This is a genomic window from Nocardioides jejuensis (assembly GCF_004337475.1).
Taxonomy (GTDB): Bacteria; Actinomycetota; Actinomycetes; order Propionibacteriales; family Nocardioidaceae; genus Nocardioides; species Nocardioides jejuensis.
In genome coordinates, this window is the sequence record NZ_SJZJ01000011.1 from 87,340 (window position 1) to 112,197 (window position 24,858).

At 68.9% G+C, this 24,858-nt stretch carries 24 protein-coding genes; 11 read left to right on the forward strand and 13 right to left on the reverse strand.

Annotation, left to right across the window (positions count from 1 at the left end; all coding sequences use genetic code 11):
- Nucleotides 1–4 precede the first annotated feature (4 nt).
- From EPD65_RS08385 to EPD65_RS08395, 3 genes are read right to left on the reverse strand one after another with little or no spacing between them, the layout of a single operon-like run.
- Complete coding sequence (locus EPD65_RS08385) at nt 5–772, reverse strand: SDR family oxidoreductase (protein WP_131583072.1); 768 nt, start codon at nt 770–772, stop codon at nt 5–7.
- Nucleotides 772–1,095 (reverse strand): YbjQ family protein, encoded by a 324-nt coding sequence (locus tag EPD65_RS08390; RefSeq protein WP_131583074.1) that lies wholly within the window; start codon nt 1,093–1,095, stop codon nt 772–774. Before EPD65_RS08390 ends, EPD65_RS08385 begins: the two co-directional genes overlap by 1 nt.
- Nucleotides 1,096–1,120: 25 nt before the next feature.
- The gene (locus EPD65_RS08395; protein WP_131583076.1) at nt 1,121–2,584 is read right to left on the reverse strand and encodes an MFS transporter; all 1,464 of its coding nucleotides are present in this window, start codon (nt 2,582–2,584) and stop codon (nt 1,121–1,123) included.
- 106 nt (nt 2,585–2,690) lie between these two features.
- On the opposite strand from EPD65_RS08395, the gene EPD65_RS08400 reads away from it, so the two are divergent.
- Entirely contained in the window at nt 2,691–3,473 is a 783-nt protein-coding gene (locus tag EPD65_RS08400; RefSeq protein WP_131583078.1) for a TetR/AcrR family transcriptional regulator, read from the forward strand.
- Nucleotides 3,474–3,511: 38 nt separating this feature from the next.
- Nucleotides 3,512–4,357, forward strand: coding sequence for an aldo/keto reductase (locus EPD65_RS08405; RefSeq protein WP_131583080.1), 846 nt, complete (start codon nt 3,512–3,514; stop codon nt 4,355–4,357).
- A 121-nt stretch (nt 4,358–4,478) separates the two neighbouring features.
- Here EPD65_RS08405 and EPD65_RS08410 read toward each other — a convergent pair whose 3' ends face one another.
- On the reverse strand, nt 4,479–5,723 hold the full coding sequence (locus tag EPD65_RS08410) for an MFS transporter (protein WP_131583082.1): 1,245 nt from the start codon (nt 5,721–5,723) through the stop codon (nt 4,479–4,481).
- 42 nt (nt 5,724–5,765) lie between these two features.
- Nucleotides 5,766–6,653, reverse strand: coding sequence for an HpcH/HpaI aldolase/citrate lyase family protein (locus EPD65_RS08415; RefSeq protein ID WP_131583084.1), 888 nt, complete (start codon nt 6,651–6,653; stop codon nt 5,766–5,768).
- Between the two features lie 157 nt (nt 6,654–6,810).
- On the opposite strand from EPD65_RS08415, the gene EPD65_RS08420 reads away from it, so the two are divergent.
- A complete protein-coding gene (locus tag EPD65_RS08420) occupies nt 6,811–7,065 on the forward strand; it encodes a hypothetical protein (protein WP_131583086.1) in 255 nt (84 codons plus the stop codon).
- A gap of 46 nt (nt 7,066–7,111) precedes the next feature.
- On the opposite strand, the gene EPD65_RS08425 is transcribed toward EPD65_RS08420, so the two are convergent.
- From EPD65_RS08425 to EPD65_RS08435, 3 genes are read right to left on the reverse strand one after another with little or no spacing between them, the layout of a single operon-like run.
- Complete coding sequence (locus EPD65_RS08425; protein ID WP_165872941.1) at nt 7,112–7,564, reverse strand: GNAT family N-acetyltransferase; 453 nt, start codon at nt 7,562–7,564, stop codon at nt 7,112–7,114.
- A 49-nt stretch (nt 7,565–7,613) separates the two neighbouring features.
- Nucleotides 7,614–9,017 carry an MFS transporter gene (locus tag EPD65_RS08430; protein ID WP_207891470.1) on the reverse strand — a complete coding sequence of 468 codons (1,404 nt, stop codon included), beginning with the start codon at nt 9,015–9,017 and terminating at the stop codon, nt 7,614–7,616.
- A 2-nt stretch (nt 9,018–9,019) separates the two neighbouring features.
- Nucleotides 9,020–10,198 carry an acetyl-CoA C-acyltransferase gene (locus tag EPD65_RS08435; protein ID WP_131583089.1) on the reverse strand — a complete coding sequence of 393 codons (1,179 nt, stop codon included), beginning with the start codon at nt 10,196–10,198 and terminating at the stop codon, nt 9,020–9,022.
- Nucleotides 10,199–10,300: 102 nt separating this feature from the next.
- On the opposite strand from EPD65_RS08435, the gene EPD65_RS08440 reads away from it, so the two are divergent.
- On the forward strand, nt 10,301–10,765 hold the full coding sequence (locus EPD65_RS08440) for a winged helix-turn-helix transcriptional regulator (RefSeq protein ID WP_131583130.1): 465 nt from the start codon (nt 10,301–10,303) through the stop codon (nt 10,763–10,765).
- Here EPD65_RS08440 and EPD65_RS16245 read toward each other — a convergent pair whose 3' ends face one another.
- Nucleotides 10,766–10,915, reverse strand: coding sequence for a hypothetical protein (locus EPD65_RS16245; protein WP_165872942.1), 150 nt, complete (start codon nt 10,913–10,915; stop codon nt 10,766–10,768).
- A 422-nt stretch (nt 10,916–11,337) separates the two neighbouring features.
- Here EPD65_RS16245 and EPD65_RS08445 point away from each other — a divergent pair, with 422 nt between their 5' ends.
- The gene (locus tag EPD65_RS08445; RefSeq protein WP_131583091.1) at nt 11,338–12,729 is read left to right on the forward strand and encodes a flavin monoamine oxidase family protein; all 1,392 of its coding nucleotides are present in this window, start codon (nt 11,338–11,340) and stop codon (nt 12,727–12,729) included.
- Between the two features lie 9 nt (nt 12,730–12,738).
- Entirely contained in the window at nt 12,739–13,170 is a 432-nt protein-coding gene (locus EPD65_RS08450; RefSeq protein WP_131583093.1) for an SRPBCC family protein, read from the forward strand.
- A 60-nt stretch (nt 13,171–13,230) separates the two neighbouring features.
- Here the strand turns inward: EPD65_RS08450 and EPD65_RS08455 are convergent, their stop codons facing one another.
- Nucleotides 13,231–13,842 carry a TetR/AcrR family transcriptional regulator gene (locus EPD65_RS08455; RefSeq protein ID WP_131583095.1) on the reverse strand — a complete coding sequence of 204 codons (612 nt, stop codon included), beginning with the start codon at nt 13,840–13,842 and terminating at the stop codon, nt 13,231–13,233.
- Nucleotides 13,843–14,253: 411 nt separating this feature from the next.
- Between EPD65_RS08455 and EPD65_RS08460 the strand changes: the two genes are divergently transcribed.
- From EPD65_RS08460 to EPD65_RS08480, 5 genes are all read left to right on the forward strand, one after another.
- On the forward strand, nt 14,254–15,582 hold the full coding sequence (locus EPD65_RS08460; RefSeq protein ID WP_165872943.1) for an APC family permease: 1,329 nt from the start codon (nt 14,254–14,256) through the stop codon (nt 15,580–15,582).
- 217 nt (nt 15,583–15,799) lie between these two features.
- Nucleotides 15,800–18,037, forward strand: a complete 2,238-nt coding sequence (locus EPD65_RS08465) for a neutral/alkaline non-lysosomal ceramidase N-terminal domain-containing protein (protein WP_131583099.1) — start codon at nt 15,800–15,802, stop codon at nt 18,035–18,037.
- Nucleotides 18,038–18,251: 214 nt separating this feature from the next.
- Nucleotides 18,252–19,523 (forward strand): D-arabinono-1,4-lactone oxidase, encoded by a 1,272-nt coding sequence (locus EPD65_RS08470; RefSeq protein WP_131583101.1) that lies wholly within the window; start codon nt 18,252–18,254, stop codon nt 19,521–19,523.
- A complete protein-coding gene (locus EPD65_RS08475) occupies nt 19,520–20,740 on the forward strand; it encodes an amino acid deaminase/aldolase (RefSeq protein WP_131583103.1) in 1,221 nt (406 codons plus the stop codon). Before EPD65_RS08470 ends, EPD65_RS08475 begins: the two co-directional genes overlap by 4 nt.
- Nucleotides 20,741–20,743: 3 nt before the next feature.
- Nucleotides 20,744–21,355: a trimeric intracellular cation channel family protein gene (locus tag EPD65_RS08480; RefSeq protein WP_131583104.1), complete on the forward strand. Its 612-nt coding sequence runs from the start codon at nt 20,744–20,746 to the stop codon at nt 21,353–21,355.
- A gap of 31 nt (nt 21,356–21,386) precedes the next feature.
- On the opposite strand, the gene EPD65_RS08485 is transcribed toward EPD65_RS08480, so the two are convergent.
- The 3 genes from EPD65_RS08485 to EPD65_RS08495 all read right to left on the reverse strand — a co-directional run bounded on the left by EPD65_RS08485 (nt 21,387) and on the right by EPD65_RS08495 (nt 24,788).
- Nucleotides 21,387–22,157, reverse strand: coding sequence for an alpha/beta fold hydrolase (locus EPD65_RS08485; protein ID WP_207891472.1), 771 nt, complete (start codon nt 22,155–22,157; stop codon nt 21,387–21,389).
- Complete coding sequence (locus EPD65_RS08490; RefSeq protein ID WP_131583106.1) at nt 22,154–23,749, reverse strand: succinic semialdehyde dehydrogenase; 1,596 nt, start codon at nt 23,747–23,749, stop codon at nt 22,154–22,156. Before EPD65_RS08490 ends, EPD65_RS08485 begins: the two co-directional genes overlap by 4 nt.
- Nucleotides 23,750–23,834: 85 nt before the next feature.
- A complete protein-coding gene (locus EPD65_RS08495; RefSeq protein WP_131583108.1) occupies nt 23,835–24,788 on the reverse strand; it encodes an alpha/beta hydrolase in 954 nt (317 codons plus the stop codon).
- Between the last annotated feature and the right edge of the window lie 70 nt (nt 24,789–24,858).

A 24,858-nucleotide genomic window follows, 5' to 3' on the forward strand; every position in this document is an offset into this window, starting at 1 on the left:
CGGGTCAGCCGACGGGGTACTCCCGGGCCAGCCACTCCTCGAACGTGCCACCGATGATCTTCGCGGCCGGCGGAGCCTGGAGGATGCCCTGCCGGACCCGCCGCGCGGTGTCGCCGGGGAGCCAGACCGGCAGCACCCACAGGCGCCGACCGCGGGCCGTGGCGATCGCGCGAGCGAGGTCGGCGAGCAGCCGCTTGTCCGGGCCCGCGACGTCCTTGCGGACGTGCTGGTCGGCGGGCGACTCGAGCGCGAGGGCGACGAGCTCGTCCGCCACCGCGTCGACATCGACGGTCTGCACGGGCTGGGTCGGGCACGGCAGCAGGGGGCCCTTCGCCATCCAGTCGATCAGCTGCCCGGCGAACCCGTGGAACTGGGTCGCCCGCAGGATCGCGGTCGGGACCTCCCCGGCCTCGGTGGTCTCCTCCTGCGCCCGCTTGCCGTCGTAGTGACCGAACGGTCCGCCACCCAGACCGTCGATGCCGACGATCGAGAGCGTGACGATCCGGCGTACGCCGGCGGCGGCTCCCTCGCGCTGGAGGTGGCCGGCGACCGCGCTGAAGAAGGCAACGGTGTCCGCGGGCTTCGTGGACTCCAGCGAGGTGGCGTCGATGATCGCGTCGACGCCGGCCAGCGCCGCCGCGAGACCGCTGCCGGTCGTCAGGTCGACCCCCTCACCGCGGGTGAGCACCACGGCCTCATGGCCCTGGGCACGCAGCCGGTCGGCGACCTTCGCGCCGACCAGCCCGGTGCCGCCGGCGACGGCGACGCGCATCAGGCGCCCTCGGCGATCCGGACCGCGGTGCCGTAGGCGCAGACCTCGACCCCGCTGCCGGCGTACTCCGTGGTCTCGAAGCGGAACGCGACGACCGCGTTGCCGCCGATCGCCTCGGCCTCGGTCGCCAGGCGCGCGAGCGCCTCCTTGCGGCAGTCGTGGAGCAGGCTGGTGATGCCCTTGAGCTCACCGCCGGCCAGCGACTTGAAGCCGGCGCCGATGTTGGAGCCGATGTTGCGCGAGCGCACGGTGAGGCCGAAGACCTCTCCGAAGGTGTGCTCGATGCGGGCGCCGGGAACGTCGTTGGTGGTCACGATGATCATGTCTGCGAGCCTAGGCCGCCCCCGGTCAGTGCAGCTCCTCCACCGACCGCGAGTCGGTGAGTGCGAGAGCACCCAGCCCGGCCACCACACCCACGAGCACGGCGAGGACGGCGTAGGTCACCCGCTCGCCGTGGAAGAACGACGCCACCAGCTCACTGCTCCAGGCGCCGGCCGGGAGCACCGACGTGACAAGTGCAGCGATCAGGGTGCCGACGACGGCAGTGCCGATGCTGGTGCCGACCTCCTGCGCGGTGTCGTTGAGCGCGGCGCCGAGCGAGGTGCGGTTCGCCGGCACCGCGTCGACCAGGGCGACGGCACAGATGGTCATGACGGTGCGGAGGCCGAGGGTCATCACGACCATGCACGCTGCGATGGCGGCGTACCCGTGGTCGACGCCCCAGGCCAGCCCGGCGAGCGAACCGGCGAGCAGGCCGGCGCCGACCAGGGTGGCGCGGCGGTGGCCGAGCGCCTTGCCCAGGCCTTCCGAGAGAGGCGCGGCGAGCAGCATCGTGACGATGATGGGGAGGTTGGCCAGGCCCGCACGGACGGGGCTCCAGCCCCACGCGAACTGGAAGTGCAGGATCAGGCCGAACATCACCCCAGCCATCGCGATCGAGCTGCCGACCTGGGCGATGGTGGCGCCGCGGACCGTGCCGTTGCGGAAGAGCGCGAGGTCGAGCATCGGCTCCGGCGTACGCCGCTCGTGGACGACGAACGCGACCAGCGCAAGCACCGCACCGAACGCGGCACCGAGGGTCAGACCGGCAGTCCAGCCGCGGTCGACGCCGCTGGTCAGCGACCAGCAGCCGAGGCCGATCGCGGCGATCGAGAGCAGGGCGCCCGGCAGGTCGAGGCGGTCGCGGGTCAGGCCCTCGGGGCGGTCAGCCGGCACCCCCAGTCGTACGCCGACCCAGGCAACGAGCGCGATGGGGGCGTTGACCAGGAGCAGCCACTCCCAGCTGACGTGCGCGAGGGCGGTGCCACCCAGGAGCGGGCCGAGGACGAAGCCGCTCATGCCGACGACGATCATCACCGTCATCGCCCGCATGCGCAGCGCCTGCTCGTCGAAGAGCCGGAAGACGAGCGAGTTGGTGATCGGCGCCATCATCGCGGCCGCGATGCCGAGGGCTGCGCGGAGGGCGATCAGCTCGCCGGCGTTGTGGACGAGGGCCGCGCCGAGGCTGACGACGCCGAAGACGGCGAGTCCGACGAGGAGGACGCGGCGTCGTCCGAGGCGGTCGGCCGTGGCGCCGGCCGTGAGCAGGAGGCCGCCGAAGGTGAGCGAGTAGGCGCCCGTCACCCACTGGATGCCGGTCGTGCTGCTGCCGAGATCGCGCGCGATGGTGGGCAGGGCGATCATCAGCAGGGTGTTGTCGACCATCTCGACGAAGAAGGCGAGGCAGAGGGCGGCGAGGGGGATCCAGGCCGCGCGGAGCGAGCGGTAGGTCCGCTCGGGAGTGGCGAGGGCTGCGGTGGTGGTGTCAGTCATGGCCGTCTCCTTTCGGGTTCATGGTTGTCGAACGTTGTTCGATCGAACACGGTTCGAGAATAGAACAGTGTTCGAGAATGTCAACTCGCCGCGATAGGGTGCGGGCGTGACCCCGCGCGAGAGCAGCCCCACCGACCGTCGACGCGGACGAGCCACCCACTCGCTCGAGCAGATCGTCGCGACGGCGACCGCGATCCTCGACCGCGACGGGATCCGCGGCCTCACGCTTCGCGGGCTCGCGGCCGATCTGGGCGGCGGCCTGGGCAGCATCTACTGGTACGTCGGCAGCAAGGACGAGCTGATCGCCCTTGCCTGCGACGCCCTGCTCGCCGAAGCTCTCGTGCGCGCCGGCGCCCCCGCCGGCGAAGGCCCGGGTGAGGTCACCTCACCGCCCGGCATCGCGCCGGGCGGCCCCCAGCTCGAGACCGACGACCCGGCAGTCGTGGATGCGGTCCGCACCCTCCGGCGTACGGCGCTGGCGCTGTTCGAGCTGACGCAGGAGCACCCGTGGCTGGCCCTGCAGCTGCACGCCCAGGGGCCGCCGACGCCTCAGCTGCTGCGCTACTGGGAGCAGCTGGGCCGACCGCTCGCCGACATGGGCCTGACTCCCCGCCAGCAGTTCCACGGCAGCACGGCGATCAGCGGATACGTCTCCGGCGTGGCCGCAGAGATGGCCGCGCAGGACCTGCACGCCGACACCTCGCGCTCCAAGGACGAGCAGCTGGCCGAGGTGACCGACGGCTGGCTCGCGCTCGATCCGACGGAGTTCCGCTGGCTGCACTCGATCGCGGGCGAGTTCCGCGAGCACGACGATGACGAGCAGTTCATCGCGGGTCTGGACCTGCTGCTCGGCGGCCTGGTCCGGCAGGCGGTCGAACGCCGCCGCTGAGCCCGGAATACTCCCGCGGCCGACTGGTTGCAGGAACCATGGACATTCCTTCGCTCCAGCTCAACGACCAGACCTCGATCCCCCAGTTCGGCCTCGGCGTGTGGCAGGTGCCCGCCGACGAGACGCAGCGCGTCGTGACCGACGCCCTCGAGCTCGGCTACCGCCACATCGACACGGCGCAGATGTATGGCAACGAGGCCGGCGTCGGCGCGGCACTGGCGTCCGCGGGCCTCGCCCGCGACGAGGTCTACGTGACCACCAAGCTCAACAACGGCTTCCACGAGCCGGCTCTCGCGAAGAAGTCGCTGGCTCGCTCGCTCGAGCTGCTCGGCCTGGACCAGGTCGACCTCTTCCTCATTCACTGGCCGCTGCCGACGCGCTACGACGGCGACTACGTCTCCACCTGGGAGGCGCTCGTGGAGCTGCGCGCCGAGGGCCTGACCCGCTCGATCGGCGTCTCGAACTTCCAGACCGAGCACCTCGACCGGATCGTCAGCGCCACGGGCGTGGTGCCGGCCGTCAACCAGATCGAGGTGCACCCGTACTTCGCCAACGAGGGCGTCCGCGAGGCGACCCGTCGCCACGGCGCCCTCGTCGAGGCGTGGTCCCCGCTCGGCCAGGGCGGTGGCGAGCTCACCGACGAGACCGTCGTACGCATCGCGGGCACGCACGGCAAGACGCCCGCTCAGGTGCTGCTCCGCTGGCAGATCGACCGGGGTGACGTGGTCTTCCCGAAGTCGATGAGCCGCGAGCGCCTCGCCGAGAACGCTGCCATCTTCGACTTCGCGCTCAGCACGGCCGAGGTCGCCTTGCTCGCCGCCCTCGACCGCGGTGCTGCGGGGCGCCAGGGTCCGGACCCGGACCTCTTCGACTGGATCCCCTGATTCCCCGAGCCGGCGGCGAGCTGAACGGGGTCGATGACGAAGTCTTCACCGAGGCACAGAATTCGCCCCGAAGAAGGCCCACGGAGCGGCAAGGTCTTCGCCCCGACGAAGACCTTGCCGCTCAGCCGCCGGCGTGGGGTACAGCGCTGCGGCGCGTGCGCACGAGCGTCCAGATCACCAGGCCAGCGGCCACGACCTGCATCACCGCGACCGTCGCCGCCAGCACCGACAGGTGGTGCTCGACGAGCGCGCCGGCGAGCGCGCCACCGCCCAGCGCGCCGATGCCCTGCACCGCCGCGAAGACGCCGTACGCCGTGGCCCGGCGCGAGCTCGGCACGAGGTCGGCGACGTACGCCTTGACGGTGGAGTCCTGGATCGCGGTCGCGACGCCCCACACGGCGATGCCGGCAAGGACCACCCACACGGTGTCGGCGAAGACGAGCAGCGGGATACCGGCGACGAGTGCAGGCACCGCGAGGAGGACGGCTCCGCCCCACCGGTCGAAGAGCTGTCCGGTGACGAGCGCACCGACCGCCTCGATCGCCATGGCTGCCGCGTAGACGAGCGGGACGACGGCGGCCGTGATGATGCCGCGGTCGACGAGCCGGAACGAGATGACGCCGAACGTCATCAGGCCGGCGGTCATGAAGGCGGTGGCCAGCGAGAAGACGTGGAAGGCGCCCGGCAGCTCCGTGCCGATCGCCGTGCGCAGGCCCGCGAGCGCGCCCTTCGACGGCGGCGGCGAGTCGCCCTCCTCGACGATGGGGGCGTGACGGCGCAGTTGCGCGAGCAGGAGCAGGGAGAGTGCGCCGGGGATCGCGAGCACGGCGAAGCCCGGCCAGAGGACGCCCGTGAGCGCCGCCATGCCGGAGAGCAGGAGCGGGCCCGAGAAAGCGCCGACCTGGTCCATCGCCTTGTGGACGCCGAAGCCCTTGCCACGGCCGGTCTGCGTCGCCATGCGTGCGAGCAGGGCGCTCTTGGCGGGTGACCGGACCGCCTTGCCCGTGCGCTCGAGCAGGATCAGGACCGCAGCGGTCGCGAGTCCCGCGGCACCGAGGAACGGCGTCACCGCGAGCAGGGGCACGCAGACGGCGGTCATCGCGTAGCCGATGACGGTGAGCCGCCAGTGGTTCTGCGCCTGGTCGGCCCAGGCACCGGTCAGCAGGCGCAGCATGAGGGCGATGCCCTCGCCGGCACCCGTCACGAGTCCGACCGTCAGTGCCGACGCGCCGAGGTCGCCGAGCAGCGGGCCGGCCATGGCCCGCATGCCCTCGTAGACCATGTCGGCGGCGAGGCTGACCAGGCCGAACGCGAGGACCGTGCGCCACGGCGTCCAGACCCGGCTGGTCGCGGTGGTGGCAGTCATGGCGCCACCGTAGCCACTCCCGGGGTCAGCGCCCCGCGGGACTCACTCCGAGGTCGGCGGTGCGATCCGGTAGATGGCGGCCCGCTCCTTGATGATCGTGGCGCGGGCGATCCGCGGCTTGTAGGAGCCGTCCTTGATGACGCCGCCCTCGGCCTCGAAGGAGGCAAGGAAGTCGAAGGCCCACGCGACGTCGGCCGCCGACGGGCTCATCTCCTCGTTGATCAGCGCCGGCTGCTCGCGGTCGAGGCAGAGCTTGCCGGTCATGCCGAGGGAGACCGCGTCGGCGCAGTGCTCGCGGACGACGGCGTGCTGGGTGGAGATGGTCGGCTGGTCGACCGGTCCGGTCAGGCCGCCGATGCGCGAGGCGACCACGAGGCGGGAGCGCGGGTAGGCCATCGCGAGCGGCGTGTTCTCCGCGCCGGTGTCCTTGCGGTAGTCGCCACCGCCGAAGGCGAGACGGAAGGCGCCGCGCGCCTGCGCAACGGCGACTGCGGACTCGATGCCGACCGCCGACTCGACGAGCGGGACGACCGGCGCCTTCGCTCCGAGCCGGTCGAAGGTCGCGACCACCTGGTCGGGCGCCTCGGCCTTGGCCAGGATGACGCCCTTGAGGCCGGCATGTCCGGCGAGTGCCGCCACGTCGTCCTCCCAGAACGGCGTCGTCACGTCGTTGATCCGCACCCAGGCGCTGCCGCCGGCGCCGAACCAGTCGAGCACGTGGCCGCGCGCGGCGTCCTTCTGCGAGTCGTCTACGGCGTCCTCGATGTCGAGGATGACGGCATCCGCGTGGCCGAGCTGCGCAGCGTCGAACCGGTCGACGTGCAGCGCGTTGACCAGCTGCCAGCTCCGGGCGTGAGCCGGGTCCACGCGGTGGCCCTCGCGGGTGGAGCGGCGGGTGTCCAGGTCGAGCGCGTCGACAGAAGGTGACATGTTCCTCACGTTAGACCTGGCCGCGGGTTACTCGGAAGTTGTGTTCATATCGGTTGCCGACCGCTTTGTTTCCACCGATGTCTCGCGCACGCGATACGGACGAAACGTGAGCGCGATCTGCTGGAGTCCAGCACCCCACCCCGAGCCGAGGTCCGCCATGCTCATCCGTTCGATCGACCTGATCCTTCGGCAGGCCCACGAGCTGCTGCTCCCGGAGCCCCCGGTCGTCGTTGCACCGGAAGGCGTGGCCGACCTGACGGCGTACCGACTGCGGAAGCCGCTCACGCGTCCCGTCGACGCAGAGGCAGCGACGGTGCTCGACCTCGAGGCCCTGCGCGCCCGCCGGACCGCATCCCGCCTCGCTGCCGCTCAGCGCGCCGGTCACCCGTCCACCGGTCGCCGGCCCGGCTGACCTGGACCCTCAGTCGGGGCGGCCGGGTTCACGGTCGAGCGCTCCGTCAGCCCAGGCGACGCCACATGCGCACGTGCGGTCCGATCACCGGATCCACCCAGGGCTCGCCGATCGTGGCGAACCCCGCCCGGCGATAGAGCCCCTCCGCAGGGATGCGGGCGTTGCACCACACCATGCGGGCTCCGCGGAGACGCAGGTCGTCGAGCATCCGCGCGAGGACGGCAGCCCCGTGCCCCTGACCACGGTGTACCGGATCGGTCGCCATGCCGCGCAGCCGCCAGACCTCGGAATCCGCAACGTCTGCGGCCGGCTGAGCAACGCCAGCAGGGAACAGATCGGGGTACGCCACCACGCACGAGACCAGCGATCGCTCGACGAAGGCACCGATCGCGAACACGTCCGGGTGAGCGGTGTCGGCCACGACCTCGTCGTACGTCAGGTCCGGGCGCAGCACGCGCTGCCGCAACCACACACTGGCGTACGGATCGATCTGCTCCACCGACACACTCGTCACCCGTCGATTGTCGCGCGACGCCAATCCGCTGACCTCAATGGGCGTAGCTCGACGGCTCCGCAACGCGCGGGGCCGCGACGCGGTGCGAGGTCGGCGTCATGAAGGGTGCCGCCAGCGCACCCAGACCGGCGATGCCGGCGAAGAGCCACCACGCGTGCCGGAACGACGTGTGCGCAGCGTCGTACGTCGCCGGGCTGCCGATGACGGCGATCAGCAGGCTGACACCGAGTGCCGTGCCGATCTGCCGCGACATGTTCACGATCGCGGATCCTGTGGCGCCCTGCGAAGCAGGGAGATCTGCAGTCGCCGCCGACAGGATGTTCGGCAGCGCGAGCCCGACGCCCGCTCCGCCGATCAGCCATCCCGGCAGGATCGCGCCCACGTAGTCGGGCTGTGCTCCGACGCTGGCGGCGATCACCAGTCCGCCGGCTCCGAAGAGGACGCAGCCCGCCGCCACGATCGCACCTACGGGTACACCGCGCAGGAACCGTGCAGCCAGGAAGGCGAACAACGGCACCATCAGCGGGCCGGGCGCGACACCGAACCCCGTCTCGATCGCCGAGAAGTGCCAGACCTGCTGCATCCACAGGATGTTGGCCAGCAGCGCCGCCGCGAACGGGATGGCGAAGAGGAGCGCCGTCACGTTGGCCCACGCGAAGGGGCGCACCTGCATGAGCGCCCGGGAGATCACCGGCACGGGATGGCGCGCCGAGGAGGCGAGGAAGCCCGCCATCGCGACGATCGCGACCATCCACGCTCCACCGATCCGCCCGGACGACCAGCCCCACGTCGGCCCCTCCACGATCCCGAGGGACAGGGCACCGATCGAGAGAACAAGGAGGAGCGCACCGAGGACGTCCGGGTTGCGGATCGCCGTGGCGTCGCGGGACTCCGGCACCCAGACCCAGGTGCCGATCATGGCCAGGATGCCGATCGGCACGTTGACCAGGAAGACCCAGTGCCACGACACCTGCACGAGGACCCCGCCGACGGCCGGGCCGAACGCTGCGGCGAGCGCTCCCGCGGCTGCCCAGATCCGGACCCAGGCCGTACGCCGCTCCGGCGGCGCCGCAGCGATCACCAGTCCCAGGCTGGCCGGGGTGAGGACGGCGGCACCGATCGCCTGGGCGATCCGGAAGCCGACCAGCGTCCACACATCGCCGGCCATCGCGCACCCGACGGACGCTGCGGTGAACACCGCGAGGCCGACCAGGAAGCCCCGCTTGCGCCCGTAGCGGTCGACGAACCGCCCTGCCGGGACCAGGAACGCCGCGAACACGATCGCGTAGGCGTTGAGCACCCACGACAGGTCGGCCAGGGAGGCGCCGTGGAAGTCGGCGCCGATGGCATCGAAGGCGACGTTGACGATGAAGACGTCCAGCGACGCCATGAAGGCGGCCAGGGTCAGGACGAGCAGGACCCGCTTCGAGTGCGCCACGCTCAGATCCTCTCGATGATCGTGGCGTTGGCCAGACCGCCGGCCTCGCACATGACCTGGAGGCCGTAGCGGCCTCCGACCTGCTCGAGGTTGTTGACCAGCGTGGTGAGGAGTCGTCCACCCGAGCCACCCAGGGGGTGGCCGATCGAGATCGCGCCGCCGTTGATGTTGACCTTCGACCAGTCCGCCCCGGTCTCGGCCTGCCAGGCGAGCACCACGGATGCGAACGCCTCGTTGACCTCGAAGACGTCGATGTCGTCGATCGTCAGGCCGGCCCTGGCCAGCACCTTCTGCGTGGCCGGGATGATCGCGGTCAGCATGTAGATCGGGTCGTCACCGACCACCGCGACGGAGTGCACCCGCGCCCGCGGCGTCAGACCGTACTTCGCGGCGGCCTCCTCGGAAGCGACCAGCACGGCGGCCGATCCGTCGTTCACGGGAGAGCTGTTGCCCGCGGTGACCCGCCAGTCGAGCTCCGGGTAGCGACCGGCCCAGTAGTCGTCCTGGAACGCCAGCCGCAAGCCGCCCAGTGACTCGACGGTCGTGTCAGGACGGATCGTCTCGTCGGTCCGCAGCTCGTTGACCCAGGCCACCTGGGAGTCGAAGAGCCCGTTCTTCCACGCCTCGGCGGCCCGTCGGTGCGACTCGGCAGCGAACTCGTCCAGCTGCGTCCGGCTGAGGTTCCAGCGCGCGGCGATGAGCTCGGCACTGATGCCCTGCGGCACCAGGCTCGGCGCATAGCGCTCGCCCACGGTCGGCCCCGCGAAGTCCTTGCCACCGAACTGCGATCCGATCGGGATCCGGCTCATCGACTCCACACCGGAGGCGATGGCGACGTCGTACGCTCCGGCGATGACGCCCTGCGCCGCGAAGTGGAGTGCCTGCTGGCTCGACCCGCACTGGCGGTCGACGGTGACTCCCGGCACGGACTCCGGGAAGCCGGCGGCGAGCAGGCCCCATCGCGCGGTGTTGCCCGACTGCTCCCCCACCTGGCCCACGGCACCGGAGATGACGTCATCGACGATCGCGGGGTCGATCCCCGTGCGGTCGACGAGCGCCTTCAGGGACACGGCATGGAGGTCGACCGGGTGGATCTCGCTGTACGCACCTCCGGGCTTGCCCTTGGCGACGGGCGTGCGGACGGCATCGACGATCACGGCCGAACGGGGACTGCTGGACATGGCATCTCCTTCGAAGAAGTTGACTTTAGTCAACTGAAGTCAGTTCCGAAGGTACTACCAGACTTCAATGCGGTAAAGTCACCTGAGGAGGTGATAGTGGTCATGCGACTCAGCGGCAAGCTCGAGAACCGCGATGCCTGGGTGACCCACGGGGTCTGCCCGATCGAGAAGGCGATGGGCGTCGTCGGGTCGCGCAACGCGATGCTGATCATGCGCGAGGCGTTCTACGGCACGACGCGCTTCGAGGACTTCGGCCATCGCGTCGGGATGTCCGACGCGACGACGGCGTCGAACCTGAAGGCGCTGGTCGAGGCCGGCCTGCTCACCAGGTCCAGCTACAAGGAGGCCGGACACCGGACCCGGCTCGAGTACGTCCTCACCGAGGCCGGGCGCGACCTGATGCCGGTCGTCGTCGGCCTGTTCAACTGGGGCATGAAGCACGCCGCCGCGCCGCCGCCCTTGGCGATCGACCACGACGGGTGCGGCACCCACGTCGACGTTCGCCTGGTGTGCGACGCCGGGCACGAGGTCGCAACTGACGACCTGGAGCTGCGCGTCGCGCGGTGATTACGGCGTCGCCGTGCGCGCGGACAGGGCGTGGGCGACGAGGTGATCGACGATCTCCGCTGAATCCGCAGCGGCGCCGTCGATGACGGTCGAGCGCCGACGCCGCAGCACGGGCAGGCCGACGACATAGAGCCCCGACCAGTCGACCACGCCACCGTCGCGGCGGATCCGGCCCTCGTCGTCGGAGACCGGGAGCTCGACGAACGAGTGGTCCGCCTTGACGCCCGTCGCCCCAGACGACCGAGCGGATCACGGCCCGCTCGAGGTCGAGCAGCAGCGGATCGGGTACGACGGCCGGGTCCGGCCGCTTCGTCGTGACAAGCCCCTGCGCAGACGCATCGGCGCGCCCTGACGCGGGCGGTCATTTGGGCTGTCCGTTTTCATGGCGCGATCCGCGACCTGACCCCGGACTCGGCCAGGCGCATTAACGGAATTGTTACGTCATGGATTTATTTCGGACGTCCGTTCTAAATAACGTAGTCACATCGGTCCCCTCGGCAGCACCGCGTTGACCGACGAGACCCAGCAGAGACAACGACTCGGCTACCGACACACGGAGAGATGGGTACGACATGAACACGAAGGCACCAGCGAAGACCGTCGACGTGGTCGTCGTCGGGGCAGGCCTCTCGGGCCTCGCCGCCGCACGGACGCTGCAGAAGGCGGGTCTTGACGTCCACGTCATCGAGGCCGCCGACCGTGTCGGTGGCCGGGTCCGCTCCGCCAACGTCGCGGGCGCACACCTTGACCTGGGCGGCACCTTCGTCGGCCCGACCCAGGACCGCATCATCGCCCTCTCGGAGGAGGTCGGCGTCAAGCGGTTTGCCACGTACGTCGAGGGCGGCAACCTGATGCACTGGGGCGGCACCCGCCGTAGTTACCGCGGGACCATCCCCTCCATCGGGCCCATCGCGCTCGTTGACGCGGGTCGTATTCAGTCTGCGCTGGACAAACTGAGCCGCAGCGTTCCCCCGGGCCGTCCGTGGGATGCGCCGAACGCGCAGGAGTTGGACGCCCAGAGCCTCGGTTCCTGGATGCGTGCCCACCGCGCGACCGCGTCGACGTACGAGATCTTCGCGATCGCTTCGCGTGCGACGTGGGGTTGTGAGCCTGACGAACTGTCGCTCCTCCACGCGCTGCACTACATCGCGATGGCGGGTGGTCTCGATCTCCTGCTGGACACGAAGAACGGTGCACAGGAGGAGCACTTCGTCGAGGGGACGCACGAGATTGCTGCGCGGGTCGCTGCTGAACTTGGCGAGGGGCGGGTGCATCTGTCCCAGCCGGCGCTGTCCATCGACCAGACGGGCGATGTCGCGCTTGTGCGGACTCCTGACCTGGAGTTCCTGGCTCGTCGGGTGGTCATCGCGGTGCCTGTCTGGATGCGTCAGCGGATCAAGGTGACGCCGAGCCTTGGGCCGGACGCGGTTGCTTTGGGTCAGCGGTGGCCGGGCGGCGTTCTCTCGAAGGCGTACGCCGTCTACGACCGTCCGTTCTGGCGTGACTTCGGCCTGTCGGGGCAGGCTGTGTCGGATCGTGGCCCGGCGGTCATCACGTTTGACGCGAGCCCGGAGGACGGGTCCGTCGGTGTGCTGCTCGGGTTCATCGGCGGCAAGCAGGCGCGCATGTGGGATTCACTGCCGGAGGACGAGCGACGCCTCCGCGCACTGAACGGCTTCGCTGAACTGTTCGGCGAGCAGGCGCGGCACCCGCGCGGCTACCTGGACCAGCGTTGGGTGACCGAGGAGTGGGTTGGCGGTGGGCCGTGTGCGGCCCCTGCCCCGGGTCACGTTCTCCCCTACGCCAAGACCCTCATCGAGCCGCAGCACCTCATCCACTGGGCGGGCACCGAGACCGCGGACCAGTGGAGCGGGTTCATGGATGGCGCCGTTCGCGCCGGCGAACGTGCCGCCGCCGAAGTCATCGCCGCCGTCAGCAACGCATCCATCACCGACAAGAACTGAGGAACAGTCATGGGAACCTGGGAACACAAGCACACCGAAATCACCACCGCCACCCCGGCACAGGTCTGGTCCCGCTGGGCCGTTGCCACCACGTGGGCCATCGATGACCCGAGCGTCGAGTGGGCGCTGTTCGACGGCGAGCCGTGCAACGGTTCGACGGGCAAGTTGAAGAGCCCCGGCTCCCCCGCGCAGAAGTTCACGTTCACCTGTGTCGAGCCGCTGCGCCGTTTCGACTTCGCGTTCAACCTGCCCCTGGGGACGGTCAGCATCACGCACCTGGTGGAGGAGCAGGGCAAGGGCAACTACGCCGTCACTCACGGCGTCCGGGTCGAGGGGCCCCTCTCGCGGGTCTACACCGCCCTGCTCGGCCGGAAGATTGCAGCGGGCTTCCCGGATGTGGTGAACGCGGTCCTCAACGCGGCCCTGGTCAGCGCTGCCTGAGCACACACAGCATTCGCGGATCGTGGCGTACTGCCACGGTCCGCGAATTGCGTTTTCGGCTCAGGCGGTTGCGACCGGGTAGGTGGTGAAACTGCGGAGGTGGTGCTGGACCGCTTCGCGCTGGACCTCGGGGGTCATCTGCGATGGGAACAGCACGGCCTGGATGGAGATGCCGTCGATGAGGGCGAGGGTTTCGCGGGCCAGGCCGTCGACGTCTGTGCCGGGGAGGGCGTGGCCTTCGGTGACGATGTCGTCGATGAGGTCGCGCAGTATGGCGATGGTGGAGACGTAACTGTCTTCGCGGACTGACCGAAGGTAGGGGTCGCGCAGGGCGAGGCCCCAGAAACTGACGTCGATTTGTGCTTCGATGAGTCGGGGGCGGTCGAGCGGGAGTGCTTCTTCGAGGGCGAGGCGCATCAGTTCGACGGGGTGGTGGGGGCTGGCTCGGAGGGCGTCGACTCGGCTGGCGACTTGCTCGAAGGCTGCGAGGTGGGCCGTGACGAGGATGTCGGCCTTGTTGGTGAAGTAGTGCGCGAGCACACCTGTTGAGTAGCCGGCTTCGCTCGCGATTTCGCGGATGGTGACGCCTTCGAGGCCGAGGCGCTCGACGACGCGCATGGTCGCGGCGACGAGTTCGCGGCGCCGCTCATCGTGGTCGACGACTTTTGGCACGGCTCTCCTTGGGTGAGGTCTCTGACCCCATGGTGGCGGGTCGGAGGTCTTGATGGTGTCGGCGTCCGACGTCCGCGGGGTGCATTCACAGGAAAGTTACATCCTTGAACTATTTCGGACGTCCGTTCTAAATACCTTAGTGGGACAGGCCGAGCCTGCGCCACATCGAAGACCTTCACCACGCCGGTGAACCCCTTGCTCTTCCAGCGGACGCCAACGTCGCCGTCCGCCTCCGCGACATCTCGGGCCAAACACCCGCACCACCCGACTCGCAACGCGTCCTTCGACTCGACCACGGAGATGACCATGCCTGAAACGCTCCCCCGCCCATACCCGACTGACAGTCCGACAGCGTCCGCCTCCGGAAGTGACTCGTCACCGGGCAGCCTCAAGACCCAACACCTGCTGCTGATGATCGTCGCCGCGGCGGCACCGCTGGGCGTCGCCATCGGCAACCTTCCGGTGGGTCTCCTGCTGGGCAACGGAATCGGCCTCCCCGCGGCATTCCTCGCCGCAGCGCTCGTCATCGCCTGCATGGCCACGGGCTTCATGCGACTGGCACGTGATGTGCGGGCCGATGGCGGCTTCGCGGACCTTGTCCGGGCCGGGCTCGGCAAGAGCATGGGTCTCGTTGCCGCCTACATCACCGGCATCTCGTACTGGACCGGTTCACTCGCACTGGCCGCCTCCACGGGCTACTTCGGCAACCTGATCGGCACCATGCACGGCGTCGACGTGCCGTGGTGGGCGTACTCGCTGACGGCGTACGCCATCGTGCTCCTGCTGGGTCGTCGGGCAGCGGACCTGTCAGCGAAGGTGCTGACCCTGCTGATGCTTGCCGAACTTGCGGTCGTGGTCTTCCTCGACGGGGCCATCCTGGTGAAGCACGGCCTGGATGCGCTGCCCCTGTCGGTGTTCAGCGCACACAACGCTTTCTCCGGAAACCTCGGCCCCGCCGTGCTGGTCGGGTTCTCCAGTTTCATCGGCGTGGAGTCTGCGGTTCTGTACACACGGGAGACGCGGAACCCCGCGCGGTCGGTCCCACGGGCGACCTACGCGGCCGTGGCGGCCATCGGCGTCCTGTATGTGATGACCGCGTGGCTGGTCATCGGGTCGCTGGGCACCGCGGCTGCGGTAGCTACGGCCGGACAGGCACAGGGCGGACTCGTCTTTCTTGTCGCCGGCACCGAGGTGAGCACTGTCTTCGTCAACATCACGCAGGTCTTCTTCGTGACGTCGCTGATGGCGTGCTTCGTTGCACTGCACAACGCCAGCGCCCGGTACACCCACACACTCGCCGCGAACGGAGCGCTGCCCCGCCCCCTCGGCTCACTGCACCCGAAGTTCCAGTCGCCGGCGACCGCCTCCACGGTGCTCGGTGCGCTTGGAACGGTGCTGTTCGTCGGATTCGCGGTAGCGAAGGCCGACCCGTACATCGGGCTCGCCACCGCGCTCACCGGCTTGTTCACGCTCGGCATCGTCGCCGCGCAGGCACTCGTGTCGATCGCAGTGGTGGTCTTCTACGCGCGCAGCGGAACGCGTCCCGGCTGGTCGACGCTGGGTGCGCCAGTGCTCGGCGGGCTGGGTGCCATCGGTGCGTGCTACGCGATCGTGGCGAACTACTCCGTGTTGACGGGGTCGACGTCGACGGCGAGTCGGCTTCTTCCGGCTGTGCTCCTGGTCGCGGTGCCGTTGGGCTTCGCCGTGCAGGCCCGCCGTAACGCCAAGAGCGGCGCCTGACCGACAGCGTGGGCCGGCACGGAGACCTCACAACTTTCATGTGTGGATGCCGCACTGATCTGGTGTTTCTCTTCGCGCCGGCCTCCGCCCATCGTGGCTAGAACCCCGCGGACCCACATCGGGGCGGTCGCCCGATGCGCGGTCGGCCCTACCCGAGTCACTCATCATCGTGCGCTTCGCGTGCGGACATCGTTCACACCAGAGGGAGACCATCCGAATGAGAAAGACACCCCCGTTGGGGCGCTACCGCTTCATCACGCTGCTGCTCGCGGCGGTCCTCGCCATGCCGGTCCTGACCGGCACAAGCGGCCCGAGCGCTGCGGCCACCACTCCCCCGAAGATCGAGGTGGGGGTCGGGTACGCCGACATCACTCCCCCGACCGGCGGCTACAAGGGCGGCTGGGCGTGCTCCTGCGCCCACGCCTACGGGCAGAACACCCGCCTGTATGCCCGCGCGGTCGTCATCAAGTCCGGCACCCAGAAGGTCGCCCTGGTCACGACGGACCTGTTCGCGTTGAGCGCCGGCATGGTCCGCGACGCGGCTGCTCTGCTGCCGGGGCGCGGGTTCACCGAGCAGGACGTCATCGCATCTGCGACGCACACCCACAGTTCGCAGATGAGTTACATGAACTTCCCTGCCTACAACAGCGTCCTCCCGGACACCGGTTCCGTTGACTCACTTCTGAACTCCAACCTGGTGCTGACCCAGCCGGATCAGACCATGTACAACTTCATGACCCGTCAGTTGGCCTCCGCGATTCGCATGGCCGATGACAACCTCGCCCCCGGCGCTGTCGGATGGGGTCACACGAACCTGTACGGCGTCACGCAGAACCGCAGCCTCGAAGCACACCTCGCCAACTACGGCATCGACGAGCCCGTCGGTTCCGGAAGCGTGGACCAGGACCCGAACGGCTACGAGGGCACCATCGACCCGAGTGTCGACCTGCTTCGCGTTGACCAGTTCAAGGACGGCAAGAGCGTCCCGATCGGCGTCTACACGACGTTCGCGAACCACGGCACGGTCAACAAGGCCAGTTTCAGTTACTACAGCGCCGACCACGCCGGCTCCGCCGAGCGCTACCTCAGCGACAAGATCCGGACGGCCGCACACCTCCCCGCTTCGAGCAACGTGGTGACCGCGTTCGCGAACTCCGACGCAGGCGACATGAGTTCCGGGCTTGACCGGAGCGGCCCCGCGGCGGCCGACTATGTCGGTCAGCGTGAGGCGGCGGCGATGTTCACTGCGTGGTCCGCAGCAGGCCAGGCGATGACGAGCACCCCGACGATCAACCTCCGTTGGACCCGTATGTGCATGTGCGGACAGAGCGTCGATGGTCACCCGACAGACTCGTCGCCGGTTGGCGGTCTCGCAGCATTCGCCGGTTCCGAGGAGGGCCGGAGCCTGGGCTACGAACTCGGCATCGCACGCGAAGGTATGCGCCTTCCCGCTGACGTCGGCCCGCAGGGACGCAAGATTCCGCTTCTCAACGAGAAGGGCAACATGCCTCAGGCTGTGCCGCTGACGGTCCTGCAGATTGGCAACCAGGCCATCGCCACTGTTCCCGGTGAGCCGACGCTGGGTGCGGGCACCATGCTTCGGTCCGCGCTCGGCCCGATTCTGAGTGGTGTCGGAATCAAGCGTGTGGTCATCGCTGGCTACGCGGGCGAGTACCTGGACTACTGGACGACGCCCAAGGAGTTCGAGATGCAGAACTACGAGGGTGGGGCCACGGTGTATGGCCAGTACGCCTTCCCGCTTGTGGTGCAGGGTCTGAGTGGTCTTGCGACGACGCTTGCCGCGGGGACTCCTGCACCTGCTGCCTATGCGTATGACCCGAATCAGGGCACTCATGTGACGGCCGCGGCCTACGGGTCGGGTGCTACTGCGGGGACCATCACTGCCCAGCCCGGCACCGTTGGTCGCCTGGGTCACCCGGCGTTCAGTTGGGTCGGTGGCGCCAACGGCATCGACCGCCCGGTCGACTCGGCTTTCGTGACGGTGCAGCGCCTCGTCTCCGGCACGTGGACCTCGGTGACGTCCGACCTCGGCACCCAGATGCTGTGGTCGTCGAACGCGAACGGTAAGTACACGGCGTGGTGGGAGCCGTCGCTGTCGCAGGCGACCGGTACCTATCGGATGGTGGTCACGGCGAAGCAGTACCGGCTCGTGTCGGGATCGTTCCTGCTGCAGGCCTCGACGGCGCTCGTTCCGACGGTGGCTGGCGGGAAGATGCAACTGGCCATCCCGGGTGCGGTGGAGAACAAGGACTGGACCTACCGCCCGTCGTGGGCTCCGAACTGGACGGCCACGTTTGTCGTGGACGGTCGGAAGGTTGTTGTGTCCGGCAGCCAGGCGCTGGCGATTCCTGCGGGGACGGACGTGACCATCCCCGCTGGTGGCGCGAAGGACGCGTACGGCAACACGAACGCAAAGGAAGTGGTCATCCGCTGACCCCTCTGCTGTAAGTCGGCGAGGCCCCGGCCGTCCTCTCTGGACGGCCGGGGCTACCCATTTCCTTCAGCCCGTCCTTCGGTCGAGCAACCGCCCAAGGTGGCTCGACTCGAACTCACAACTCCGATGCGTGGGTGCCGAGGCGTTCTGGTGTTTCCCCCGGGCAGCGAATCGGCGGCATCGTGTGACGGTCGGCACAAAGCATGGAGGACGTATGTGGCACAACTGGACCGGTGACCAGACCTGCGCGCCAGCGCACAGGGCGGCGCCGACCTCGGTCGACGAGGTGGGCACTGTGGTGCGTGCGGCGGCGGACCGTGGCGACATCATCCGGGTCGTCGGCGGGGGTCACTCGTTCGGCGACAACGTCCTGACTGACGGGACGCTGCTAAGCCTGGACGGACTCAAGGGCATCCAGCATGTCGACCGGGACACCGGCCTGGTCCGCGTTGCCGCCGGCACGCGCCTGTTCGAACTGAACGCAGCATTGGACGCGCATGGCTTGGCGCTGGCGAACCTCGGCGACATCAACGTGCAGAGCGTTGCCGGAGCCATCTCCACAGGCACCCACGGAACCGGTGCCCTGCTCGGCAACCTGGCAACCTTCGTCGAATCCCTCGAACTGGTCACCGCGGACGGCTCGGTTCGTGAACTGTCCGGTGAGGAACTACGCGCGGCGCGGGTCAGTGTCGGAGCGCTCGGCGTCATCACGGCATACACGCTCCGGACGGTGCCGTCGTTCCGGCTGGAAGAGCATCGCGGACTGACTCCGCTGCCGGCGCTGCTGGCCGACCTCGATGAGCGCGTCGACGGCAACGACCACTTCGAGTTCTTCATCTTTCCGCACGCCTCGCGGGCCCTGACCAAGGACCTGAACCGGACCGACGCGCCGGCGGCGGCCCGGGGCCGGGCACGTGCCTGGTTTGACGAGGTACTGGTGGAGAACCACGTCCTCGACCTGATTTCGCGGACCGGACGACGGTTCCCGCGGCACATTCCGCGTCTCAACCGGTTCGTGACCTCGGTGGCGGGCGGGTCCACGAAGGTGGGCCGCTCACAGGATGTGTTCTCCAGCCCGCGCAGGGTGCGGTTCACGGAAACCGAGTGGGCGTTCCCGCGGGAGGCGTGTGCGCCGGCCCTCAAAGAGATCCTGGCGGTGGCTGAAAAGCATGACGCGAACTTCCCGCTGGAGGTCCGGTTCGTGGCAAGCGACACCGACTCCATGCTGAGCCCGGCCTACGGTAGGGAGACGGCGTACATCGCGGCCCACGCCTATCAGGGGATGGCGTGGGAGGAGTACTTCGCCGGCGTCGCCGCCATCGCCGGGGAGTACGACGCGCGCCCGCACTGGGGCAAGCGGCATGCACTCGATGCAGCAACCCTGTCGGGTCGTTACCCGGAATGGGACGCCTTCCAGACCGTCCGGAAGCAGTTGGACCCGGACGGCGTATTCGCGAACGCGCATGTTCGGAGGATCTTCGGATGAGCGTCACGACGCTTGACCTGCTGAGCGCCGCGGACGTGGCCCACGTGGACGTTGCCGGCCTGGACGCCGCCACCAGCCACCTTGAGCCGCCGTTCGCAGCGGTCGACCTCGCGGCGTTCGCCACGAACGCCCGCACGATGGCTCGACGAGCAGGCGGAAAGCCCATCCGTGTCGCGACGAAGTCTGTGCGTTGTCGGGAACTGACCCGCGCAGTCCTCGACACCGATGGTTACGCGGGCATTCTGGCGTTGACGTTGCCCGAGGCGCTGTGGCTCGCAGAAACGTGCGAGGACGTGGTGGTGGGCTACCCGACGGCCGACCGCGCCGCGTTGCGGGAGTTGGCGGCTTCGGAGGAGTTGGCCCGCCGGGTCACGCTGATGGTCGACTCGGTCGAGCAGTTGGACCTCATCGAGTGGGCCGTCGGACGCACCGGGCCCGCGTTGCGCGTCTGTCTCGACATCGACGCCTCGCTCCGCCTCCTCGGCGGACGTGTCCACCTGGGTCCTCGACGGTCGCCGCTCCATTCCGTCGAGTCGGTGCGGGCGCTCGCGGATGAAGTCCAGGGCCGGCAGCGGTTCCACCTCGTTGGCTTGATGGCGTACGAAGGTCAGATCGCCGGTGTGGCGAACAACGTCGGCTCGCTGGTTCACCGCCTGCAGATCCGAGGCATCCAGGCTCGTTCGATTCGCGAACTGGCCACCCGCCGAGCCGCGATCGTGAACGCCGTCCGGGACGTCACCGATCTGGAGTTCGTCAACGGGGGCGGTACCGGAAGCATCGAATCGACGTTGGCTGAGGAGGCCGTGACCGAGGTGGCTGCCGGGTCCGGCCTGTACGGGCCCGCACTGTTCGACGGCTACAGGCACTTCCGTCCTCTGCCGGCTGCCTACTTCACGGCTTCTGTCATACGTCGCCCGACGCCGTCGATGGCCACGGCTCTTGGAGGCGGCTGGGTTGCAAGCGGGGTTCCCGGGCGGGACCGGCTGCCGCGACCCTCGTGGCCGACCGGCCTGTCCCTGACCGGCATGGAAGGCGCAGGCGAAGCCCAGACCCCGCTGAAGGGGCGATCGGACATGCGACTGGGCGACCGGGTCTGGTTCCGTCACGCGAAGGCCGGCGAGTTGTGCGAGCGGGTCAACGAACTCCACCTCGTCCGCGACGGCGAGATAGTCGCCACCGTTCCGACGTACCGCGGCGAGGGTCGAGCGTTCCTCTGAGCCATGGGTCTTGATCTCAGCGCCATCATCGTCCTGGCCATCTCAGGCGGGCTCACCGCAGTGCGTGCACAACTCGATGTCGTTGGCGTGCTGGTCCTTGCGACTGTCACGGGTCTGGGAGGCGGCGTTCTACGCGACGTCTTCATCGGCGCGAGCCCGCCCGCAGCGTTCCTGGACGGGCGCTACCTGCTGGCAGCCGTCGTCGCCGGGTCGGCGACGTTCTTGCTGCATCCGGCACTGGAACGCGCCGAGGGTTACATCAACGTGTTCGATGCGTTCGGGCTCGGACTCTTCACGGCAGCCGGAGCCGTCAAGGCCGTCGACCACGGCCTTGCAGTGCTTCCCGCGATTCTCGTGGGGGTCGTCGCTGGCGTCGGCGGCGGAATCATGCGCGACACCCTGATCGATCGGGTTCCGCTGATTCTCCGCAAGGACGAGTTGTACGCCATTCCGGCTAGTGCGGGAGCCACCATTGCGGTCGTTGGTCTGACGGTTGTCGACGCCGTCGGGCCTTCGGTGGTGGCTGCCGCAAGCGTCACCATCGTGTGGAGGTTGTTGGCGATCTGGCGAGGGTGGACGGCGCCGGAGCCCGTTCGGGTCCGCACGGCAACGTGACCATGCGGACCCGCCCTCGGGCGCCCCTGCCTCAGAAACCTGAGGACTGACCGGTCTCCGCGTCCCACCAGAGGTGGATCTTCGACACAACGGTCTCCGGCGTGCGCACCCACGCGACGTGGTCGTTCGTTGCGCCGACAGGCACCTCAGCATCGGTGTAGTGCCATCGCGTGAGGGCGTCACGGTCGAACATGTTCTTCCCGAACGCCTCAACGGCCTTGTACGGAGCAAGGGAATCGTTGTCGAGGCTGACCACCAGCGACGGTACCGAGATCGGCTTCCCTTCCGGGAACGGCGTCCGCCCGGTGAGCGCCATCGACGCCCACTCCCGCATGAGGGTTCGTGCCCCCGGACCACCGAAGGCGGGCTTCGGGAGGTACCCGAAGGTTGCGGTGAGGGCGGGCACGATGACGGCTCCCATCAGCGCCAGGTGTACGCCCGCGTACGGAAAGAGCCGATAGTGCGGGATGGCGCCGCCGACCGTGATGACTCCATCAACCGCTCCCCCGGTCATCATGAAGCCAGCGGTCAACTGCCCACCGAGACTGTGCCCCAGCAGCAGGACCGGTCGTCCCGGGTACGTCGTGCGGGCCTCGGCAACGGCGTCGTGGATGTCGTCGATTTCGTCCATGTAGGACCAGTCGAGGCGACGGCTCGCGGTCACGGTCTTGTCCTCGAAACCGCGCCGGGTCAGGGCGATCGCGTCCCAGCCGATTTCCTCGAAGGCGGCGACGAGCGGCTTGTAGTAGCGGGACCCGATGCCCATTGCGGGCGAGATGAGGACGACCGGCCCAGTGCTCAACGCATGCCCACGTTCTTGAAGGTCTTCAGGGCGTTGGTGAGGAACTGAGCCCACTTCTCCTGGTCGACGCCCTTGGGCGCGTTGAAGCCCTGCAGGCGCTGGTGGGCGACGGTCTGCGCCTCGGTGTACTTGAGGAGGCCGTCGGCGCCGTGACGACGACCCAGACCGGAGTCGCCCATTCCGCCCATCGGGGCGTCGATGCTGCCCCAGGCAGCGGTGAACGCCTCGTTGACGTTGACGGTGCCCGAGTGGATCCGGGCAGCGACCGCGCGGGCGCGGGCGCCGTTGCGACCCCACACGCTGGCGTTGAGGCCGTACGGCGTGGCGTTGGCGCGGGCGACGGCGTCCTCGATGTCGGAGTAGCGGTAGATCGCGACGACCGGGCCGAAGGTCTCGTGCTCGAAGAGGGTCATGTCGGGGGTGACGTCGGCCAGGATGGTGGGCTCGTAGAAGAGCGGTCCGAGGTCGGGACGTGCCTTGCCGCCGGCCAGGACGGTTGCCCCCTTGGCGACGGCGTCGTTGACGTGGTTGGTGACCGTCTCCAACTGTGACGGGGTGGTGAGGCAACCCACGTCGACGGTGAAGTCGTAGGCCGCGCCGATGCGGAGTGCCTTGGTGGCTTCGGCGAAGGCGGGCACGAACTGGTCGTAGATCTCGTCCGCGACGTACATGCGCTCGATGGAGACGCACAACTGGCCCGTGGAGGGGAAGGCGGCGGAGATGGCGCCCTTGACGGTGCGGTCGATGTCGGCGTCGGGCAGCACGATCATCGGGTTCTTGCCGCCGAGTTCGAGCGAGGCTCCGATGAGGCGCTCGCCCGCCTTCTGGGCGATCTGGCGGCCGCTCGCGGTGGAGCCGGTGAACATGACGTAGTCGCCGTTGGCCAGGAGCGGGTCGCCGACGGTGCTCGCGCGACCGATGACCATCTGCCAGATGTCGGCGGGGAGGCCGGCTTCGACGAGGAGGTCGCGTGCCCAGAGTGCGGTGAGCGCGGTCTGGGTGTCGGGCTTCTGGACGACGGCGTTGCCGGCGAGCATCGCGGGGATGGCGTCACCTGCAGCCATGGAGAGCGGGTAGTTCCACGGCGAGATGACGGTGACGACGCCCTTGGCGTGGTGCAGTTCGGTGGTGTGGGTGAGGAACGGGAGCGCGCCGTGGCGGCGCTTGGGGGCGAGGAGTCGCTTCACGTTGCGTGCGTAGTAGCGGGCGGTGATGGCGATGTCCGCGACCTCCAGGAAGGCGTCGCGGCGGGTCTTGCCGTTCTCGGCCTGCATCAGGTCGAGGGCTTCCTTCTGGCGCTCCAGCAGCAGGTCGTGGAAGCGCAGGAAGATCTGCTTGCGCTCCTCGATCGGAGTTGCGGCCCAGGCGGTCTGGGCGATGCGGGCGCGGGCGAACGCGGCGTCGACATCGTCGACGGTGGAGGCAGGGAGTACGGCGAGGGGCTCGCCGGTGTAGGGGGCCGTGGTGGTGACCGTGGTGCCGCCGGGCGCCGCAGCGACCTGGCTGGTGAGGCGGTCCAGGAACGACGCGGTGAGGGTGGCCGGCAGGTTCGAGGCAGCGGTGGTGACCGACGCACTGTGGTCGAGGGACATTTTCGGGTTCTCCGTTGGTGAGTGTGGTGTGTGGGGCGTTGGGGTGGGGTGGGCAACCTTGTGGGTTGCCCACCCCGGCCGGGCATCAGTGCAGGGCTGCCTTGAGGGTGTCCTGCGCCAACTTGATGCCGATTGCTGCGGCGTTGGTGGGCCGAAGCGCGTTGAGGAGCATGAAGTCGTGGATCGTTCCGCCGACGCGGAGGTGCGTGACGGGGACGCCGGCCTCGCGCAACTTCGCGGCGTAGGCCTCGCCTTCGTCGCGGAGCACGTCGGCCTCGGCGGTGAGGACGAGCGCGGGCGGGAGGTCCTTCAACTGGTCCAGGGTGGCGCGCAGCGGAGAGGCGTAGATGTCGTTCCGCTGCTCGTCGTTCTCGGTGTACTGGTCCCAGAACCACTGCATGCCGTCACGCCGGAGGAAGTAGTGCTCGGCGAACTGGTGGTAGGACGCGGTGTCGAAGTCGGCGTTCGTGACCGGGTAGAGCAGGACCTGCTGCTTGATGGTGACGTCGCCGCGGTCCTTGGCCATGAGGGTGAGGACTGCCGACATGTTGCCGCCGACGGAGTCACCGGCGACGGCGAAGCGAGACGCGTCCAGGCCCTTCTCGGCGCCATGGTTCATGACCCACTGGGCTGCGGCGTAGTTCTGCTCGATGGCAGTCGGGTACTTCGCTTCGGGTGAGCGGTCGTACTCGGGGAAGACAACGGCGGCCTCGGCGCCGACCGCAAGTTCCCGGACGAGGCGGTCGTGGGTGCTGGCGGACCCGAAGACCCAGCCTGCGCCGTGGATGTAGAAGACGACCGGGAGCGTTCCGGTGGCGCCGGTAGGCTTGATGATCTTCACCTGCACGGAGCCGGTGGGACCGCCTTCGACGGTGATCCACTCCTCGTCGACTGCGGGCTTCTCGATGTCGCCCGACTGGACGTCCTCGACGGCTGCACGGCCTTCTGCGGGGGGCAGGTCGAAGAGGAAGGGTGGGTTGTCGGTGGCCGCGGTGAACTCGGCTGCCTCCGGCTCCAGGAACGGCTTGATCTCAGTCACTTCAATCTCCTTTGATTTGTGTTCTGACGGTGTTGCCGGGTCGCGGTCATGGGCGGCTTCGGCCGTCCAT